The organism is Cupriavidus sp. GW821-FHT02F09 (assembly GCF_059421605.1).
Genome location: NZ_JBWKVH010000012.1, coordinates 177,508 through 194,918, shown reverse-complemented (window position 1 = coordinate 194,918; position 17,411 = coordinate 177,508). Strand labels below are relative to the sequence as shown.

Genomic DNA, 17,411 nt, shown 5'->3' with positions numbered 1-17,411 from the left:
AAAGTAGGTAATCGCCAGGCTCTCCCTTGAAACCCCCCAGTACGAAAGTACTGGGGGGTTTTGCTTTTGCGGCTGCGAAAAGTGATGGCAGCAAGCATAATTGCCGCTCCGGCCATCTTGCCTCCCCTTTTCTAGCTCATTTCGAATGCCAGCTGACGGCGAAGCCCCGTGGTTTCTTTACCTGCTCGAATGCGAGGGCAACACGATCTACACCGGTATCACCACGGATGTGGAGCGGCGCTTCGCCCAGCATCTGGCAGGAACGGGCGCTAAATATACGCGATCGCGCAAGCCAGTCAGGATCCTGGGCTGGCAGCGCTTCGACAATCGCTCGGAAGCCTCAAAAGCTGAAGCGGCGGCGAAGCGGCTGACTTCCGCGCAGAAGCGGAGTTTTTGCGCGCAATTGGCGACAGAGATGCCCGATGCTTCAGCCGTCGATCCTGGCTTGAGCAATATCCTCGCACCTTGAATACCCCGCATCGGTGGCACCCTTCTTGATCCCGACAGTGCCTTCTACGCTTCCTTAAGTCTGGTTTAAGGATCGGCCTTTAGGATGGTCCTGTCGCGTCCAGATAGCCCGGACGCCTGAGGTAACCAAGAAAGGAAAACGCCATGATTCGCCAGACGCTTGCACGCTCCGCCATTGGCATTGCTGCCCTGGCCGCTCTTGCCGGGGGGTATGCCTATCTGCAGAAGGAAGTGATCACGCCGGGATATGCCGCCCAGGCGCCCGTGACGGCCTCGGCCCAGCCGCTGGCCGTGGCCGCGCCCACCGATTTCTCGAGCATCGTCGACCAGTACGGTCCGGCGGTGGTCAATATCAGTGTTACGGCGCGTGCCCAGCACGCTTCGGCGCAAGTGCCGCAGGGCATGGACCCGGATGATCCCCTGTTCCAGTTCTTCAAGCGCTTCGGCCCGCAATTCCAGGGACCGCAGAATGGCCAGCAGCAACTTGTGCGTGGCCTTGGCTCGGGCTTTATCGTCAGCCCCGAGGGTCTGATCCTGACCAATGCGCACGTGGTGGACGGCGCTCAGGAGGTGACGGTCAAACTGACCGACCGCCGCGAATTCAAGGCCAAGGTGCTGGGCGCGGATGCGCAAACGGACGTCGCAGTGATCAAGATCGACGCCAAGGATCTGCCGACCGTGCGCCTGGGCGACCCCTCGCGCGTACGCGTGGGTGAGCCGGTGCTGGCCATCGGCTCGCCTTACGGTTTCGAGAATACGGTCACCGGCGGCATCGTCAGCGCGAAATCGCGCTCCTTGCCCGATGACACCTATGTGCCGTTTATCCAGACCGATGTCGCGGTCAATCCCGGCAACTCGGGCGGCCCTCTGTTCAACCAGCGGGGCGAAGTGATCGGCATCAATTCGCAGATCTACAGCCAGACCGGCGGTTACCAGGGGTTGTCGTTCTCGATTCCCATCGACGTGGCCACCAAGGTGCAGGCGCAGCTGGTGGCGCATGGCAAGGTCACGCGCGGCCGTCTCGGCATCGGCGTGCAGGAGATCAACCAGGCCCTGGCGCAATCGTTCGGCCTGCCCAAGCCTAGCGGGGCGCTGGTCAACTCGGTGGAGCCGGACAGCCCGGCCGCCAAGGCCGGCCTCAAACCGGGCGACGTGATCGTGCAGCTTGGCAACGACGTGATCGACCATTCGGGCGACTTGCCTGAGCATGTGGCCGACATTGCGCCGGGCACGCAGACTTCGCTGAAGGTGATCCGCAAGGGCGAGCCCCTGACCCTGACGGTGAAGGTCGGCACGGCCAAGGATGCGGCAATCGCTGGCAAGACCCCCGCCAATGACGCCGGCGGCAAGCTTGGCCTGGCGGTTCGCCCGCTGAGCCCGACCGAGAAGCGCGACAGCGGGATCGACGGCGGGCTGGTGGTCGAAGATGTCGCAGGCCCGGCGGCCAAGGTGGGCATCCAGCCGGGTGACGTCATCCTGTCCATCAACGGCACGCCGATCAGCTCGGCGGAGCAGTTGCGGGCCCTGGTAGCGAAGTCTGGCAAGCAGGTTGCACTGCTGGTGCAACGTGACGATGCCCGTATCTTTATCCCACTGGACCTGGGTTAACGGCAAAGCCGGCCACGGAGTTAGCCAGGGAGTTAACCGCGAAGTTAACCCCGAGTTAACCTCGGCATAAATGGCGGACGGGCCGGCGCGAAGGTATACGTGTCGGCCCGCCAAGCCTTAGTGGACGCCGAATTCCGGTGCAATAGGGCTGCCAGAACGCGCGGTAACAGGTATCATCTCGACTGCGAAGCAGGACACGCAGTAACGGCCTTGACCATCCCGGGCCATTAATGCGAAATTGTCCTGCAGACTCGATGACACAAGGAAGTCTATGCAGTTGGATTTCACCCGCGCGTCCGCGACCACGGGTACCGAGAGAGCGCGGCGCCTGCCGCAAGCCTCGCCCACCCCGCGCCGACGCAAGAAAGCCGAAGCCCCGCACTGGGAGCGGGGCTACCGTTCGCATTTCTACCGCAATGAGCGCGGCGAGAAACTGGGCGAAGTTCGCCTGTCCGATCGCGGCGACATGCCGGTGGTCTATCACTGGGCCGCAGGCAATTACTCCGGTGCGGAGGGCTCGCTCGCTCACGCCCGCATGCGCGTGGAAGAAACCATCGGCTTTGGCATGCGCCAGCTCGCTCTGTTCTGACTAGAACCGCTAGAGCCACTAGAACCGATCAACTAGCCGACCCGACGCTTTCCCGGAAAGCGACAGCCGCGCGCGCCCCGCGCCGCGCCTCCCCGGAGCGATCCGCTCCGGCATGCCAGCCAGATTCAGCCAGATTCAGCCAGATTTACCAGATCCAACACGCTGCTCCAGCCCCTCGGGCCGACACTGCGTAGCCTGTGCGGCAGACAGATCTGCCCGCGCCCCGGCATCCAACTCCCAGTCTTGCAGCAAGCGCGCTTCAATCGAGACGGCGTTGCGCCAGCATAAAGACAGCAGCCATCAGCGCAAGCGCCGCGATCAGCCGATACAGATCCTCGCAGGCAATCAGCCTGGCCTGCGTATCGACCAGGCCGGCAAGCTGCGCCAGCGCGGCCTGATAGGCATGGCCCGGATCCAGCCCACGCGCGCTCAAGGCTGCCTGGGCGGCCGCCATCCACTGCTGCGTCTCTGCCGTGTGCTGGCCAAGGGCGCCGGTCAGGCTCGTGTGTACCGCGAACTGCCGGTTCTGCAAAAGCACGGCGCCAAGCGCGGACGCGAAGGACGCGGCGATCTGGCGCAGCAGGTTCTTGCTGCGGTAGCCGTGGGCGAAATCGTCGCCTGCCAGCGAACGGAAGGTGAGTCCGGCAATCGGGATGATGACCATCACGCCAAACAGGCCCTTGCCCACCAGTCCCCACGCCAGCGCCGACGGGCCAGCGTTGGGCGGCATCGACGAAAACCACCACGCGGCCCCGGCCATCAGCAGCAGGCCGCTTGCCATCAGCGGCTTCTTGTGCGGCAGTTTTGGGGCCAGGCGCAGGTAGACGAAGATGCCGGCCAGGCTGACCGTGGCGGCGAAGGTGTTGAGCCAGCCGGTGGTCGCCAGCGGCAGCCCGAGCGCCTGCTCGGCGTAGATCGGGAACACGTAGCTGCTCAGGTTGCTGATCAGGTAGTAAACAAAATACATGGCCAGCCCGGTCAGGTAGACCGGATTGCGCAGCGCGCGCAGATGGAGCACCGGCGTGCTGTGATGCCATTGCTGCCAGAGAAACCCCATCAGCAGTCCGACACCCGCCGCGCAGATCAGCGCCAGCCGCAGTGGGTGCGAGAAGATATCGAAGCGCGCCTCCGTCATGGCGGCCTGCAGGGTCACCACCGCCGCGCCGAATAGCAGCAGCGGGCCCAGCGCGGGGCCGGGATCGTCCTCGCGCGGCTCGGCGTCTGGCAGCAGCAGCCACGCCCCCAGCGTTGCCAGCGCGGCGAAGGGCAGCACGCCGTAGAACACGTCCTGCCACACGCCACGGTCGATTAGCTCGGCTGCCATGGCGGGCGCCAGCGCGGAGGCGGCAAAGATCCCCAGCATGAAGATGCGCGAAGCGCGTGGCCGGTCGGCTGGCGCGAACATCACATTGACCAAGATGCGGCAGCTGGTAAACAGCGCCCCGCCGCCCACGCCCTGCACAAAGCGCGCGCCCACCAGCTGCGGCAGCGAATGGCTGGTGGCCGCCGCCAGCGTGCCCGCCATGAAGATCAGCAGCGCGCCGGTGAGGTAGTAGCGATAGCCAAAGCGCTGCGCCAGCCACTGCTGCTTGAGGATCATCAACATGCTGCCCACCGCGTACGCGGCCTGGACCAGGGCGAAGCTGCGCGGATCGGCATCGACGCCGCCAACGATATGGCTCGATGCGAACACGAACATGATGTTCTCAAGGAACTCCACCGAGGTGGCCAGCGCAAGCAGCAACATCACCAGGGTCTGGCGCTGCCGGTGGCTGAGCAGGCGCAGCCACCGCAGCCCGAGCCGCAGCGGCCGTAAGGCAGACACGGTTTTCATGGTTCCAGCGTCAGCAGGTTCTGGTGCATCCGGTTGAGCGCACGCGTGGCAGCGGCCAGGCCGCTTTCGCCTACCGGCCCCCAGGCTTCGGCGTAGGCCGCATGCACGGCCGGGGCGGCACGCTCCAGCATGCGGTGGCCGGCGGCTGTCAGTACCAGCTCGGTGCTGCGGCGGTCCTGCGCCGAGGTGTGCCGGCGCACCAGGCCGCGCGCTTCGAGGCCGTCCATCAGCCGGGTCATCTGCGTGCGCGTGGCGTCGAGCGTGATGCCGAGCTCGGATGGCAGGCTGGGCTGGTCGTCGTCGGTGGCGAGCAGGCTGATGGCGAGGTATTGCTGCAGGTCCAGCTCGAAGGGCGCTAGCGCGCGATCGATGTGGCTGCGCAGCAGGCGTGCGGTGCGCATGAGCAGCCGGGACGCCAGGATCAGGTCGCGCGGTGCTTCCGGATGGTCCGCGCAGAAGCGGTCAATGCGGTCTTCGAAGGACATGGCGGGGAGTCAGGTGATGCCGGAGCAACGGAGCCGGTCCGGCAATATAATTACAAACGTAATTATATCATCTGAAACAAGTCAGGGCGCTGATGCCTCCCGGCGCTCGCTATGTTTAGCGAGCAAGGTGACGGCAAAGCCGCCGCAGCGCTTGGCGCAGCCCGGCAAGCTCGGCCGAGTGCTGCGCCGGCGCCAGGCGGCCGTAGCGCAGCCTGGTGTAGCGATCGCTGAAGTCCCGCACTGCCAGCGCGGCAGCCGGGAGGGCGCGCGCGGCCCGTGCTGCAAAATCTTGCGGCCCTTCGGACGGCGCGCGCACGCAACCGCGGCGTGCCAGCTGGCGGCAGAAGCGTGCGTAGGCGGCTTGCACGGGATCGATCCGGCGGCGCTTGAGCACGAGCGGCAGGAGCGCCAGCAGGCTCAGCGCCGCCAGTCCACCCAGCAGGACTTGCGGCACGCTGTCGCCGATGCCGAGCTGCTGCATCAGCCGGGCCTGCTGGCCGCGATCGTATTGCAATACCCAGCGCTGCCAGGTGTAGACCATGCCGTCCATGCCCCAGCGCAGGTTCCGCAGCCAGCCCGGGTCTCGCATCGCGTGCAGTGCTTCAATCTCGCTGGCCTCCAGTGCGGCGTCGATGCCGCGCTCGACCCGGCTTGGCGCCACCGCGCTGGTGGGATCGACGCGCACCCAGCCGCGCCCTTCGAGCCAGATTTCCGCCCATGCGTGGGCATCGGCCTGCCGCACGATGTAGTTGCCGCCGATGGGGTTGTACTCGCCGCCGAGATATCCGGTGACCACGCGCGCGGGCACGCCGGCCGCGCGCATCAGGAACACGAAGCTGCTGGCGTAATGCTCGCAAAAGCCGCGTTGCGTGTCGAACAGGAAACTGTCGACCTGCTCGTGGCCAAGCGGCGAAGGCGAGAGCGTGTAGCTGAACGGCGCGGCGGCAAACAGCCGCAGCGCGGCCCGCGCCCGCTGGGCGGGATCCGGGTATTGCTCCGCCCACGCGGCGGCGAGCGCCCGCGTGCGCGGGTTGCCCGGCGGCAATGCCAGCGCCAGCTCTCGCGTCGCCAGATCGAGAGGCTGCGCTGCGGCGGGAGCCGAACGCGCGCGGTAGCGCAGGCGCCGGTCCACCGGGTCGCGCGTAAAAAACTCCCCGTCGGCATTGATCACCGCGCCGGCGCCGGGGGCAATCGCCTGGCCACGGTCGAGCAGGAACAGCCACGCGTGCTGGTTGGGCTCCAGCGTGATGCTGTAGTTGACGATCCCGTTGGCCGAGGCGTTGCCAACCGTTTCGCCAGGCCCGGCATCCGCAGCCGTGTCGTCGGCCGCCGGCAAGCCCGGCGCCGGCTGCGCGCGCCGCTGCCGCAGTGGCGATGGCCGCCAGGTCTGTCCATCGAATTGCCACAGCACCAGCGCGCGCCAGTACAGGGCGCTGGCCGGCAACGGACCGCCTTGCACGTCGGCGCGCAGTGCGACTTCGGTCGACTGGGTGAGCCGGCTCACGCTGCCCGGGCTCATGGTGTCGCTGATGCCGGTAGTGGCCACGGCCTCGGCTTGCGGCAGCCGCCACAGTGGACGATCCAGGCGCGGAAACAAGACAAAGAGCAGCAGCGCCCAGGGTAGCCCGATCAGCGTCAGGCGGCCGAGCAACGGCCACACGGCAAGATAGCCGCGCGCCTCGGGATGCCCCAGGAAAAGCCAGTTGCGCAGCAGCCAGGCGGCAATGGCAAGGCTGTACAAGGCCAGCCAGAACGGCTGGTCAAACAGGTACAGGCTCAGCAGCAGGTAAAAGCACAGCTGGGTAACCAGCGTGGCATCGGCCAGCACCCGGCACTCCAGCAATTTGAGCACGACGAAGGCGCCCAGCAGCGCCACCGACAGGTCGCGCCCCATGTTGCCGCCGGCCTGCCAGACCAGTGCGGCGGCCACCAGCATCACCAGCCCCGCGATGATCCCGAGCATCAGGCGCGAGGGCAGCGGCGCGCGCTGGTGCCACAACAGCCAGCGCCACGCCAGCAGCAAGACCAGCAAGACGCTGATGGTCACCGGCAGGCTGCGCGCCTGCGGCGCGAGCACCAGTGCCAGCTGGCTCAGCAGCAGGCCATGCTCTTCGTGCGCAAGGGGGCGCGGTGGCAGCTTCACGGTGTGCGCTCCGGCGGGGCTTGACCTGCGCGTCCCGGCCACAGGGCCAGGGCTTCGAGGCAGGCGCGGCGATGCGCGCCCCCGCGGCCGGGCGAGATATCGACCCCGGGCAGCCGCAGGCCGATTTCCATGGTGTCGCCCGCGGCCACCACCCAGGCGCACAGGCGCGATAGCCGCGCCTCAGGGCCGAGCTGTTGCGGCAGGGCCTGCCAGTCCAGCCAGCAGGTCGGCAGGCCGCCGGCCTCGCCGGTGCGGCTCAGCCAGCGGCCGGTACGCGCGCTATGTTTCCAGGCGACGCGGTGCAGCGGATCGCCGCTGCGGTAGCGCCGCAACTGATCCGTGCCATCGTCCGAGGGCAAGGACGCCGCGCCATCATCGTCGGGCTGCGCGGCAAAAGGCAGAGGCGGCGCGCCAGGTTCCGGCCTTGGGTAGACCAGCGCGGCCAGCGGCAGGTCGGCATAGCTCCACACCCGGAACAGGCCCAGCGGAAAACGGCTCGAGAGCGTGACGCGCGGCAGCGCCAGCCAGCCGCGCTGGTTGGTAGGCATGTGCAAGATCAGCTGGCCGGAGGCATCCCGTGCCAGGCTCAGGCGGGCAGGCAGCGCGCCGGCCTGGGCCGGCAGGCTCGCCTCCACGCCGATGCGCACCGGCGCGTCGCTGCCTGAAATGCGCAGGCTGAATGCCGCCGGCTCGCCGGCAAAGGCTGGCGCCGCGCTGACACCGGCCACCGTCATGTCGAGCAGGTTGCGGTAGGCCTGCCACATGCAGGCCATGCCGATGCCGCCGAGCAGGAAGGTGAGGGCGAAGCCCAGGCTGATGTTGTAGTTCAGCGAAGTCAGCAGCATGGCCATCAGCAACACCGCGAAGCCCAGGCCGGCCCGGGTGGGCAAGATGTACAGGTGACGGCGGTCGAGCGTTACCACGCCTTGCCGGGGGGCGCGCCGGCGCTGCAGCCAGGGTGGCGACGCCCATGCCTGCCGCTTGGGGCCAGGCGCGGCCGGGGATGCCGTGCCCGGCGAGGAAAACGGCCGGCCGCGTGCCATCGGGCGTCAGGGAATGGCTACATCAGCCAGCAGGCGGGTAAGCGCCTCCTGGCCACCGCCGGCTGCGCCGGACGGCAGCAGCCGGTGGCCCGCCACTGGCATGAAGACCGCCTGCACGTCTTCGGGCAGCACGCTGTCGCGCTGGTGCAGCAGCGCCCAGGCGCGCGCGCAGGCCAGCAGCGCCAGGCCTGCCCGCGGCGACAGCCCGGCGGCAAAGGCGGAGTGCGCGCGCGTGGCCTGCACCAGCGCCAGGGCGTAGTCCACCAGCGCCGGGCCGGCATAGACCTGGGCCGCGGCCTGCTGCAGCGCGGCCACCTGCTCGGCATCCATCACGGGCGTGCCGGCCGCGGGCGCTGCCCCGCCGAGGTAGAGCACGCGCTCGAAAGCCGGATCGGGATAACCCAGCGACAGGCGCATGGTGAAGCGGTCGAGCTGCGATTCGGGCAAGGCGTGCGTGCCGATCTGGTCCAGCGGATTCTGCGTGGCGATGACAAAGAACGGGGACGGCAAGGCATGGGTGACGCCGTCGTGGGTGACTTGTCCCTCCGCCATCGCCTCCAGCAGGGCGCTCTGCGTCTTGGGGGTGGCGCGGTTGATCTCGTCGGCAAGCACCACCTGCGCGAACACGGGGCCGCGATGGAAGCGGAATTCCGCGCTGTCGCGCACGAAGACGGAGACGCCGATCAGGTCGGCGGGCAACAGGTCGCTGGTGAACTGCACGCGCTGGAACTGTAGCCCCAACGTGCGCGCCAGCGCGTGGGCGAGCGTGGTCTTACCCACGCCCGGCAGGTCCTCCAGCAGCAGATGGCCACGTGCCAGCATGCAGGCCAGCGCCAGCCGGATCTGCCGGGGCTTGCCCAGGACGATGCGGCCAAGCTGGGCTTCCGCCTCGGAGAGCGATGCGACGATGCGTGGGCGAGCTGTCACGTGGAGCCTGCGGGTCGGGGGAGAACCCGGCCATTGTAGCGGCGCGCCTAGGCGCGGGAACAGTCTGTTTGCGCACGCAACGGGCACCCAACACACGCGGGGCGCGCCGATTCGCCCGGCTTCTGGCATTATCGAAGCTGTCGGCCCAGCCAACCCCCCATCCGCTGCAATGAACTCCCCGCTTGCTGTCCCGCCGGGTGCCGCTTCCAAAGTGGCTTCCACGGCTTCCAAGGTTTCCACCGCTTCCATCGCTTCCATCGCTTCGGCCATCGCCCCGACCGCTGCAGACTTGAACGAACTCAACCGCGCCTTTCACGCAGATGGCTATATCGTGCTGCGCGGCTTTGCCCCGCCCGCGGTCTGCGACCAGCTCGAGCAGGTTGCACGCGCGCAACTGGCCGCGGCGGCGGCGCCGGTCGAATATGAAGCCGAGCTAGGCTATCCCGGCGCGCCCGCAAGCCGCGACGCCGTCGGAGGGGCCACGGTGCGGCGCTTGCGCCAGGCCTATGGGCGCGACGATGCGTTCCGTGCATGGGCCGCCGATCCCGCGGTGGGGCAGGTGGTGGCGAGCTTGCTGGGCGAGCCGGTGCGCCTGACTCTCGCTCACCACAACTGCGTGATGACCAAGCATCCGCACTATGGCAGCCAGACCGGCTGGCACCGTGATACCCGCTACTGGTCATTTGCTCGCCCGGAGCTGGTGACGGTGTGGCTGGCGCTGGGCAGGGAGGATGAGAGCAACGGCGTGCTGCGCGTGATTCCCGGCTCGCACACCGTCGCGCTCGAACCCGGCCAGCTCGATGCGGCCGAATTCCTGATCGAGTCGCATCCGGCCAGCCAGGCCATGCTGCAAGGCGTGCGGCCGCTGGCCCTGGAACGCGGCGACGTGCTGCTGTTCGACAGCCGGCTGTTTCACAGCGCAGGCCAGAACGTTTCCGAAGCGGTCAAGTTGTCGGTCGCCTTCGCCTACCACGGTGCCAGCAACCATCCGCTGCCGGGCACCCGCTCGGCCGAGTTCGGCAGCGTCGAGCTGCCCACGCCGGCAACGCCCACGCGCTAACCGCGCTGGCGCATCAGCTCCGCAGGCTGATCAGGTTCGAGATTTTCTCGGAGGCGGCCAGCAGCGGCGGCAGGAAGCTGCTGGCCATGTCGTCGGCGCTGGTGCGGTTGGCCTGGCCGCTGATATTGATGGCGGCGATGACCTGGCCGGCACGGTTGCGGATCGGCGCGGCCAGCGAAACCAGCCCTTCTTCCAGCTCCTGGTCGTTCTGGGCCCAGCCGCGTGTGCGGATGCCGGCGATGATGGCCTTGAGCTCGGCGGGATCGGTGACGGTGCGGCTGGTACGGGCGCGCAGTTCGCTAGCGCCCAGCACCCGGTCGAGCTCCTCAAGCGGCAGGCCGGCCAGCAGCACGCGGCCCATCGACGAGCAATAGGCCGGAAGCCGGCTGCCGATGGACAGGTTGATCGTCATGATCTTGCGCGCTGGCACCCGCAGCACGTAGACAATCTCGGTGCCGTCCAGCACGGAGATCGAGCAGCTTTCACGCACCTCCTGCGACAACGCCTCCATGATCGGCTCGGCCAGGTTCCAGAACGGCATCGAGGTCAGGTAGGCGAAGCCCAGGTCGAGGATCTTGGGGGTCAGGCGGAACAGGCGGCCATCGGCGCGCACATAGCCCAGGCCGACCAGGGTCAGCAGAATGCGCCGCGCGCCGGCGCGGGTCAGGCCGCTGGCCTGCGCGATCTCGCTCAGCGTCTGGGCGGGGTGCTGCGCGTCAAAGGCACGGATGACCGAGAGCCCGCGTGCAAAGGACTGCACATAGCTATCGCTCGGCTTCTCCGGGCCCGGCGCGGCGGCGGGCGCCACGGAAGCATCCGTGGCCGGGTGGTCGGAATTGTCGGGAGCGGCAGGGCTGGCCATCGGTTGGTTCGGCTGATTGCCGAATACACACGGAAAGGCCGAAAGGGTAGAGGAAATGCGGGACGCGCGCCAGTGGCGCGCCCGCTGCGCGCATAATGTCGCGCGTTTGGGAAACATAGCTTGTAAAGGAAACATCGCCTGGTGAACGAGACAATCCAGTGGAACGATTGGGAAGCCTTCTGCTGCGTGGTGGAGCAAGGCACTTTCACGGCTGCGGCCGAGCAGCTCGACTGTCCCAAGTCCCGGGTCTCGGCGGCGGTTGCGCGGCTTGAGTCGGCCATCGGCTCCAAGCTGCTCCAGCGCACAACCCGGCGCATGCGCCTGACCGACGCCGGCAGCGCGGTGTACCGCGACGTGGCGCCCTTGTTCGCGCGGCTGCGTGAGATCCGCCAGGAAACACTGGCGCGCGAAGAGCGGGTGCAAGGCGTGCTGCGCATCGCCGCGCCGTACGAGTTTGGCGCCCAGCAACTGGGCGGCGTGATCTGCCGCACGCTGGCGGCCCACCCGGCACTGGACGTGAAGGTGGAGATCTCGCAAGGCATGGTCGATCCAATTCGTGACGGATTCGACGTCGCCTTTGTCGCGGTCGATGCCGACCTGCCCGATTCCGGGACCGTGGCGCGGCGCATCTATCATGTGGAGCGAGGCCTGTTCGCGGCGCCGGCGCTGGCCGCCGGCCTGCCGCTGCAACTGCAGCCCGAAGACCTGGCCAACCTGCCAACCCTGACCACGCCCGGTGACGGCATGTGGGAATTTACCCGCGATGGCGAGCGCGTGGCGGTACCGATCCGGCCGCGCATGCAGACCGCCAACGCCGAGCTGCGGCTGCAGGGCGCCCTGGCCGGCCTTGGCATTGCCCGGTTGTCGCTGATCTATTGCGAAGCAGAAGTCGCCCAGGGACGGCTGGTCAAGGTGCTGCCGGACTACCCGCCGCCGCCGCTGCGGGTCTTTGCCTTGCTGCCCGATCGCCGGCTGCAGCCGCGCAAGGTACGCGTCTTCATGGAGGCGGTGGAAGCCATGATGGCCTCCGAACTGCAGGACCGAAACGACGCAGCCGCGCCCGGCCCGTGAGGGCTGGCGCGGCTGTGGAGGTCATTGCGGTTGGGGGTGGGCGGCTGGCAGGCCTGCCCATGTCCGCGCTGACAATGTTGCTCACACCGTGAGCACTTGCTGACTATCTCTGACTATCTAACTGTCTCTTCCACACCTGGCGAATGCCAGGTTGCGCTCAGGCGCCGTCGCTGAAGCTGCTGCGGGGCTCGTTCACGCCGCGCGCGCCGTCGGTGTACGGGTCACGCGGGCCGCTGCGGGCGCCATCGGTGAACGGGTCGCGCGGGCCGTTGCGGGCACCGTCGGTGAACGCGTCGACCGTGCGGCCGATGCTGCCATCGAGGCGAGCCAGGTCGGAAACCGGCGTACTGGCGTGCGCGGAGGCGGCGGCCATCGACAGGCCGATGGCGCAGAGGAGGGAAACGGCGAGGGTGCGGGTTTGTGCGAGGGTCTTCATGATGCTTTTCTTCCTTCGGGCATATCGTGGTGTGTTCCACGTTGGCTGTAATGTATGCCTACATCTGCCCAGGAAAAAGCGTCAATCACCAAAACACTGTTCGTCACTATGGACAATGCCCCGGGCCTGGGCCCGGGGCACCCACAGACATCCCTTGCTGGCGGGGCCTTCAAAGGCCTTCAGAGGTCTTTAGTGGTCTTTAGATGTCTTCAGAGGCCAAATCGCGCGCCGAACAATCCCGCGCCAAGGCGGGCAATGATCATCAGCAGGATCTGCGCGATCACGAAAAGCGCCAGCGGCGAGATATCGAAGCCGCCCAGGCGCGGAATCACGCGGCGGATCGGGCGCAGCAGCGGCTCGGTCAGGTGGTTGATGGCGGGCGTAACGGGTGAGTGCGGGTTGACCCATGACAGAATCGCCATCAGCAGCGTGACCCACATCACCATGCTGATGCCCCACTTCAGCACATTGAGCACGGCGATCAGCAGGATCAGCGGCAGGTAGGTCAGCGGGTCGGCGCCGGAGACCAGCAGCACCAGCAGCAGGAACGCCAGGGCGGTCAGCCAGGCGCCGATCAAGGTGGCCCAGTCGATGCCGCCAAGGCCGGGAATGAACCGGCGTAAGGGCCGCACCAGCCAGTCGGTGACCTGGAATACGCCTTGCGAGACGGGATTGCGCGTGGGCAGCCGTGTCCATTGCATCCACAGGCGCAGCAGCAGCGCCATGCCGAACAAGCTGAAGACGGTATCGAGCAGGAAAAGGGCGATTTCCGAGAACATCGGTTTCGATTCCGGTGGAAGTGTGATGTCGGCAGTCAGGAGTGTCTGCGAACGCACAGATTCTGCCATACCCGCATCGGCGCAGGTCGAAACCCTGGCCTGGCCCCGGAACCTGGCACTGCCGCACGTCCGCGGAACCGCTGGGGGCAGCCCCTATAATGAGCGTCGAGCCAAGTTCCCCAGCGCCCAGACGCTGCCCCTTATGACCCGCCAGCCTGCCGCATCCAAATCCCCGCTTGACAAGCAGGATTTCGAGGCACTTTCCGATTTTCGCTACCAACTGCGGCGTTTCCTGCGGTTTTCAGAAGATGCCGCCCAGAGCGAAGGGCTGACCGTGCAGCAATACCTGCTGATGCTGCATATCCGCGGCTGTGCCGGCAAGGACTGGGCATCGATCGGCGAGCTCGCCGAGCGCTTGCAGGCCAAGCAGCACGGCGTGGTCGCGCTGGTCAACCGCTGCGAGGCGGCCGGGCTGGTCAAGCGCAAGGCCAACCCGGATGACCGCCGCATTGTCGAGGTCCACCTGATGGCCAAGGGCGAGCGTTTCCTTAACCGGCTGGCCATGCTGCACCGGAGCGAGCTGGAATCGCTGCGCGGCACCTTCCGCGTGGCACGCCTCACGGCCTTCAACGACGATGGCGCGGAGCGCGTCTGAGCGCCCTTGAAGCACCCCTGAAGCATTCCTGAAGCGGGAAAAAGGGTTTTTTTTACCCGGCAGGCACTCCTCGTTACAGGCGGTTACCAATCACAAGCCTCGGTGACACCCGAGGCGCTCCTGCGGCCCTAGACTCGCGCGCATTCCCACTCGCGTTGCTACCGCAGGAGTTTCCCCGATGCCTTTCCCTTCTTTCCCCCTTCGTACCGCCGCGCTTGCCTTGCTTGCAGCGGGCGCCCTGGCCGGCTGCGTGAGCGCGCCATATGGCGGCGGGTATGGCGGCTACGGGGCCTATGGCAATTCGGGCACGTACGGCAGCAGCACGCAGGCGGGTGGCGCTTACCCCGTGGCCTATCCGCAGCAGGGCTACCAGCAACCCGCTTACCCGCAGGCCGACTACCCGCAATCGGGCTACCCGCAGGCGCCGGTACAGGAGAGCTATCCGCAACAGGGTTACCCGCAAGCCGGCTATCCGCAGGCGAGCCAGCCGCAAGCCGCCTACGGCAACGATGCCTACGGCGTGCGCTATGGCCAGGTTGAATCCATCGAGATGTTGCCGGGACAGCCGGCTAGCGGCGGCGTCGCCGGTACTTTGATCGGCGGCATGGTTGGCGGCCTGCTCGGCCACCAGGTAGGCGGCGGCCGCGGCAATACGGTCGCGACCATCGGCGGCGCGGTGGTTGGCGCGGTGGCCGGCAACGAGGTGGAGAAGCGTGCCAACACGGCACCGCCCGCGTACCGCATCCGCGTGCGCACCACCGACAACAGCTACCTCACGCTGACCCAGTCGACGCCGTACAACCTGCGCAACGGCGACCGGGTCAAGGTGCAGAACGGCGTGGCAATGCCTTACTGACGATGGGGTTGCCCGGATCTTCTATTGTCTGAGGTCTAAGGGTGTTAGGGTTCCCGGGTGGAGAGGCGGCCGCGCATAGCGCACCCGCTCCTTCGCCTGGCGCCGTTCATCCCACAGCAAGGAGCACAGCATGAAGATCCTGATGGTTCTGACCTCGCATGACCAGTTGGGCAATACTGGCAAGAAAACCGGCTTCTGGCTTGAAGAGTTTGCCTCGCCCTACTATGTGTTCCGCGATGCGGGGGCCGACATCACGCTGGCCTCGCCCCAGGGCGGCCAGCCGCCGCTGGACCCCAAGAGCGACGCGCCCGATGCGCAGACCGAAGCCACCGGACGCTTGCGCAAGGACGCCGCGGCCCAGGCTGCCCTGGCCAGCACGCTAAAGCTCGCGCAGGTCAAGGGTGGCGACTACGACGCCGTGTTCTATCCCGGTGGCCACGGCCCGTTATGGGACCTCGCCGAGGATCGCGCTTCCATCGCGTTGATCGAGAGCATGTATGCCGCTGGCAAGCCGGTTGCTGCCGTGTGCCACGCGCCCGGCGTGCTGCGCCATGTGCGTGGCCCGGACGGTGAGCCGCTGGTGCGGGGCAAGGCGGTGACCGGCTTTTCCAATGCCGAGGAGGCCGCCGTCCAGCTGACCGAGGTGGTGCCCTTCCTGGTCGAGGATGAACTCAAGCGGTTGGGCGGCCACTACAGCAAGGCGGCCGACTGGCAGAGCTACGCGCTGGTGGCGCAGCGGCTCGTGACCGGGCAGAATCCTGCTTCGTCGGCCGCAGCGGCCGAGGCCTTGCTGACGTTGCTGAAGTCCTGATCGCCTTCGCCTACGCGCCTGTCCCGAACAAGTTCGCGTAATCCTCGCGCAATTGCCGCTTGAGCAGTTTGCCGGCGGTGTTGCGCGGCAGGTCGGACACGAACACGATGCGCTTGGGCACCTTGTACGGGGCGAGCGCGGCGCGGGCATGGGCAAGCAGCGCCTCCTCCTCAGCGCGCGTCTCGCGCTTGAGCACCACGCAAGCCGCCACGGCTTCCACCCACTTGGGGTGCGGCAACGCGAAGACGGCGACTTCCGCCACGGCCTCATGCTGGTACAGGCACTCCTCGACTTCACGGCTGGATACCAGCACGCCGCCGGAATTGATCACGTCCTTGATGCGGTCCACCACATACAGATAGCCGCCCTCGTCCATATAGCCCAGGTCGCCCGAGTGGAACCAGCCGCCGCTGAAGGCCTCGGCGGTCTGCTCCGGCTTGTCCCAGTACTCGGTGAGCAATTGCGGCGAACGGTGCACGATCTCGCCGAGCTCGCCGGGTCTGGCGTCCTGCATCTTTTCGTCGACGATGCGGGTTTCCACATTCAGCACGGGCCGCCCGGCCGAAGCGGGCCGCTCGCGGTGCTCATCGGGGCCGAGCACCGTGGCCAGCGGGCCGATCTCGCTTTGTCCGTAGCAGTTGAAAAAGCCCAGCGCGGGCAGTCGCTCGCGTAGCTCCTGCAGCACCGGCAGCGGCATGATCGAGGCGCCGTAATAGGCCTTGGTCAGCGAGACCAGCTGGCGCGGATCGAAGTCCGCGTGGCGCAGCAGCGCAATCCATACGGTGGGTGGCGCAAAGAAGCTGGTGATGCCGGCCTCGCGCACCGTGCGCAGGCAGTAGCCCGGCTCGGGACTTTGCGCCAGCAGGATGCTGCCGCCCATCAGCAGCAGCGGCATCAGGAAGACATGCATCTGCGCGGAGTGGTAGAGCGGTAGCGCAGCCAGCGCGTCATCCTCCGGCTTGATGTCGCACGTGGCGATGGCGCTCATGTATTCGGCCAGCAAGGCGCGATGCGTCAGCACCGCCCCCTTGGGCGCGGACGTGGTGCCGGAGGTGTAGAGGATCTGCGCCGGCATGGCGTCGTCAAGGGTGGCGAGGATCTCCCCGGCGGGGCCCTTGGCCGCCGTCAGCACGTCGCGCTGGCCGCCGCCATGCAGGCTCCCCAGCAATGGGCAAGGCAGCCCTTCGACGTGCGCGGCCAGCGCCGGGTCGGCGAACAGCGCGCTGGCGCCGGACTGGGCGACGATGTATTCGACCTCGCCGCGCGTCATCGAGAAATTCACCGGCACATGGATCAGCCCGGCACGCAGGCAGCCCAGCCACAGCAGCACGTAGGCATCCGAATTCTTGCCGAACGCCGCCACGCGGTCGCCGGGGCGCAGGCCCCACCGTTGCAGCGCGGCGCCCACGCTGGCCGCCGCGGCCTCGAGTTCGCGATAGGTCCAGCTGCGTTCGCCAAAGCGCAGCGCCACCTTGTCGGGGCTGCGCCGTACCGCGCGGGCGAGGGCATCGGGGATGGTATTGCGCAGGACGCGCTGCTGCTCTGACTGCATGGTGGTCTCCGTTATGGTTTTAGGGTCCAGCAAGTCTTGAGAGCCGATGCCGCGGGGTTTGATCGCGTCATTGCATGCCTGGCGCAAGCACGATGCCATGGCCGCGGCGTTGGCCTTCGAGGGGCCAGCATAGGGGCGGGACGGCACAGGCGCAAGCCGCCCTGGCGTGGGGGAAGGCGAGAGACGCCGGGCAGGACGCTCGGCGCAAGGGGACGATAAAGCGAGGCAGCGC

General features: G+C 67.3%; 17 protein-coding genes. 8 read left to right on the top strand and 9 right to left on the bottom strand.

Annotated features, from left to right (window positions below; all coding sequences use genetic code 11):
* Window positions 1-145: 145 nt before the first annotated feature.
* The 3 genes from AC07XB_RS16485 (at window position 146) to AC07XB_RS16475 (ending at window position 2,665) form a co-directional block, all read left to right on the top strand.
* On the top strand, window positions 146-469 hold the full coding sequence (locus tag AC07XB_RS16485; protein WP_492371287.1) for a GIY-YIG nuclease family protein: 324 nt from the start codon (window positions 146-148) through the stop codon (window positions 467-469).
* A gap of 143 nt (window positions 470-612) precedes the next feature.
* Window positions 613-2,076: a DegQ family serine endoprotease gene (locus AC07XB_RS16480; protein ID WP_492371288.1), complete on the top strand. Its 1,464-nt coding sequence runs from the start codon at window positions 613-615 to the stop codon at window positions 2,074-2,076.
* A 271-nt stretch (window positions 2,077-2,347) separates the two neighbouring features.
* Window positions 2,348-2,665, top strand: a complete 318-nt coding sequence (locus AC07XB_RS16475) for a hypothetical protein (protein WP_006164639.1) — start codon at window positions 2,348-2,350, stop codon at window positions 2,663-2,665.
* 259 nt (window positions 2,666-2,924) lie between these two features.
* Here AC07XB_RS16475 and AC07XB_RS16470 read toward each other — a convergent pair whose 3' ends face one another.
* The 5 genes from AC07XB_RS16470 to AC07XB_RS16450 form a co-directional block, all read right to left on the bottom strand.
* Entirely contained in the window at window positions 2,925-4,499 is a 1,575-nt protein-coding gene (locus AC07XB_RS16470; protein ID WP_492371289.1) for an MFS transporter, read from the bottom strand.
* Window positions 4,496-4,984, bottom strand: coding sequence for a MarR family winged helix-turn-helix transcriptional regulator (locus tag AC07XB_RS16465; RefSeq protein WP_492830760.1), 489 nt, complete (start codon window positions 4,982-4,984; stop codon window positions 4,496-4,498). The genes AC07XB_RS16470 and AC07XB_RS16465 overlap by 4 nt, the downstream gene beginning before the upstream one ends.
* Window positions 4,985-5,099: 115 nt before the next feature.
* Window positions 5,100-7,127, bottom strand: coding sequence for a transglutaminase TgpA family protein (locus AC07XB_RS16460; RefSeq protein WP_492830759.1), 2,028 nt, complete (start codon window positions 7,125-7,127; stop codon window positions 5,100-5,102).
* Window positions 7,124-8,170: a DUF58 domain-containing protein gene (locus AC07XB_RS16455; RefSeq protein WP_492830758.1), complete on the bottom strand. Its 1,047-nt coding sequence runs from the start codon at window positions 8,168-8,170 to the stop codon at window positions 7,124-7,126. The genes AC07XB_RS16460 and AC07XB_RS16455 overlap by 4 nt, the downstream gene beginning before the upstream one ends.
* A 6-nt stretch (window positions 8,171-8,176) precedes the next feature.
* Window positions 8,177-9,097: an AAA family ATPase gene (locus AC07XB_RS16450; RefSeq protein WP_043357117.1), complete on the bottom strand. Its 921-nt coding sequence runs from the start codon at window positions 9,095-9,097 to the stop codon at window positions 8,177-8,179.
* 289 nt (window positions 9,098-9,386) lie between these two features.
* Here AC07XB_RS16450 and AC07XB_RS16445 point away from each other — a divergent pair, with 289 nt between their 5' ends.
* Window positions 9,387-10,157 (top strand): phytanoyl-CoA dioxygenase family protein, encoded by a 771-nt coding sequence (locus AC07XB_RS16445; protein WP_492830757.1) that lies wholly within the window; start codon window positions 9,387-9,389, stop codon window positions 10,155-10,157.
* A 13-nt stretch (window positions 10,158-10,170) separates the two neighbouring features.
* Here AC07XB_RS16445 and AC07XB_RS16440 read toward each other — a convergent pair whose 3' ends face one another.
* Window positions 10,171-11,019, bottom strand: coding sequence for an IclR family transcriptional regulator (locus AC07XB_RS16440; RefSeq protein ID WP_492371294.1), 849 nt, complete (start codon window positions 11,017-11,019; stop codon window positions 10,171-10,173).
* A 141-nt stretch (window positions 11,020-11,160) separates the two neighbouring features.
* Between AC07XB_RS16440 and AC07XB_RS16435 the strand changes: the two genes are divergently transcribed.
* Window positions 11,161-12,090 (top strand): LysR family transcriptional regulator, encoded by a 930-nt coding sequence (locus AC07XB_RS16435; RefSeq protein ID WP_150991598.1) that lies wholly within the window; start codon window positions 11,161-11,163, stop codon window positions 12,088-12,090.
* A 157-nt stretch (window positions 12,091-12,247) separates the two neighbouring features.
* On the opposite strand, the gene AC07XB_RS16430 is transcribed toward AC07XB_RS16435, so the two are convergent.
* Together AC07XB_RS16430 and AC07XB_RS16425 are read right to left on the bottom strand one after the other, a co-directional pair.
* On the bottom strand, window positions 12,248-12,526 hold the full coding sequence (locus AC07XB_RS16430) for a hypothetical protein (protein ID WP_253930380.1): 279 nt from the start codon (window positions 12,524-12,526) through the stop codon (window positions 12,248-12,250).
* A 209-nt stretch (window positions 12,527-12,735) separates the two neighbouring features.
* On the bottom strand, window positions 12,736-13,305 hold the full coding sequence (locus AC07XB_RS16425; protein ID WP_492371295.1) for a YggT family protein: 570 nt from the start codon (window positions 13,303-13,305) through the stop codon (window positions 12,736-12,738).
* Between the two features lie 202 nt (window positions 13,306-13,507).
* On the opposite strand from AC07XB_RS16425, the gene AC07XB_RS16420 reads away from it, so the two are divergent.
* The 3 genes from AC07XB_RS16420 (at window position 13,508) to AC07XB_RS16410 (ending at window position 15,627) form a co-directional block, all read left to right on the top strand.
* Entirely contained in the window at window positions 13,508-13,960 is a 453-nt protein-coding gene (locus AC07XB_RS16420; protein WP_492371296.1) for a MarR family winged helix-turn-helix transcriptional regulator, read from the top strand.
* A gap of 178 nt (window positions 13,961-14,138) precedes the next feature.
* A complete protein-coding gene (locus tag AC07XB_RS16415; protein WP_492371297.1) occupies window positions 14,139-14,816 on the top strand; it encodes an outer membrane lipoprotein in 678 nt (225 codons plus the stop codon).
* A gap of 130 nt (window positions 14,817-14,946) precedes the next feature.
* The gene (locus AC07XB_RS16410; protein ID WP_492371298.1) at window positions 14,947-15,627 is read left to right on the top strand and encodes a type 1 glutamine amidotransferase domain-containing protein; all 681 of its coding nucleotides are present in this window, start codon (window positions 14,947-14,949) and stop codon (window positions 15,625-15,627) included.
* A 10-nt stretch (window positions 15,628-15,637) separates the two neighbouring features.
* Here the strand turns inward: AC07XB_RS16410 and AC07XB_RS16405 are convergent, their stop codons facing one another.
* Window positions 15,638-17,179, bottom strand: coding sequence for a fatty acyl-CoA synthetase (locus AC07XB_RS16405; protein ID WP_492830756.1), 1,542 nt, complete (start codon window positions 17,177-17,179; stop codon window positions 15,638-15,640).
* Window positions 17,180-17,411: the final 232 nt, after the last annotated feature.

Excerpts from the sequence above, each read along its gene's own strand:
- AC07XB_RS16485 (WP_492371287.1), top strand. The coding sequence starts at position 146 with ATGCCAGCTGACGGCGAAGCCCCGTGGTTTCTTTACCTGCTCGAATGC.
- AC07XB_RS16480 (WP_492371288.1), top strand. The coding sequence starts at position 613 with ATGATTCGCCAGACGCTTGCACGCTCCGCCATTGGCATTGCTGCCCTG.
- AC07XB_RS16475 (WP_006164639.1), top strand. The coding sequence starts at position 2,348 with ATGCAGTTGGATTTCACCCGCGCGTCCGCGACCACGGGTACCGAGAGA.
- AC07XB_RS16470 (WP_492371289.1), bottom strand. The coding sequence starts at position 4,499 with ATGAAAACCGTGTCTGCCTTACGGCCGCTGCGGCTCGGGCTGCGGTGG.
- AC07XB_RS16465 (WP_492830760.1), bottom strand. The coding sequence starts at position 4,984 with ATGTCCTTCGAAGACCGCATTGACCGCTTCTGCGCGGACCATCCGGAA.
- AC07XB_RS16455 (WP_492830758.1), bottom strand. The coding sequence starts at position 8,170 with ATGGCACGCGGCCGGCCGTTTTCCTCGCCGGGCACGGCATCCCCGGCC.
- AC07XB_RS16440 (WP_492371294.1), bottom strand. The coding sequence starts at position 11,019 with ATGGCCAGCCCTGCCGCTCCCGACAATTCCGACCACCCGGCCACGGAT.
- AC07XB_RS16430 (WP_253930380.1), bottom strand. The coding sequence starts at position 12,526 with ATGAAGACCCTCGCACAAACCCGCACCCTCGCCGTTTCCCTCCTCTGC.
- AC07XB_RS16425 (WP_492371295.1), bottom strand. The coding sequence starts at position 13,305 with ATGTTCTCGGAAATCGCCCTTTTCCTGCTCGATACCGTCTTCAGCTTG.
- AC07XB_RS16420 (WP_492371296.1), top strand. The coding sequence starts at position 13,508 with ATGACCCGCCAGCCTGCCGCATCCAAATCCCCGCTTGACAAGCAGGAT.
- AC07XB_RS16415 (WP_492371297.1), top strand. The coding sequence starts at position 14,139 with ATGCCTTTCCCTTCTTTCCCCCTTCGTACCGCCGCGCTTGCCTTGCTT.
- AC07XB_RS16410 (WP_492371298.1), top strand. The coding sequence starts at position 14,947 with ATGAAGATCCTGATGGTTCTGACCTCGCATGACCAGTTGGGCAATACT.
- AC07XB_RS16405 (WP_492830756.1), bottom strand. The coding sequence starts at position 17,179 with ATGCAGTCAGAGCAGCAGCGCGTCCTGCGCAATACCATCCCCGATGCC.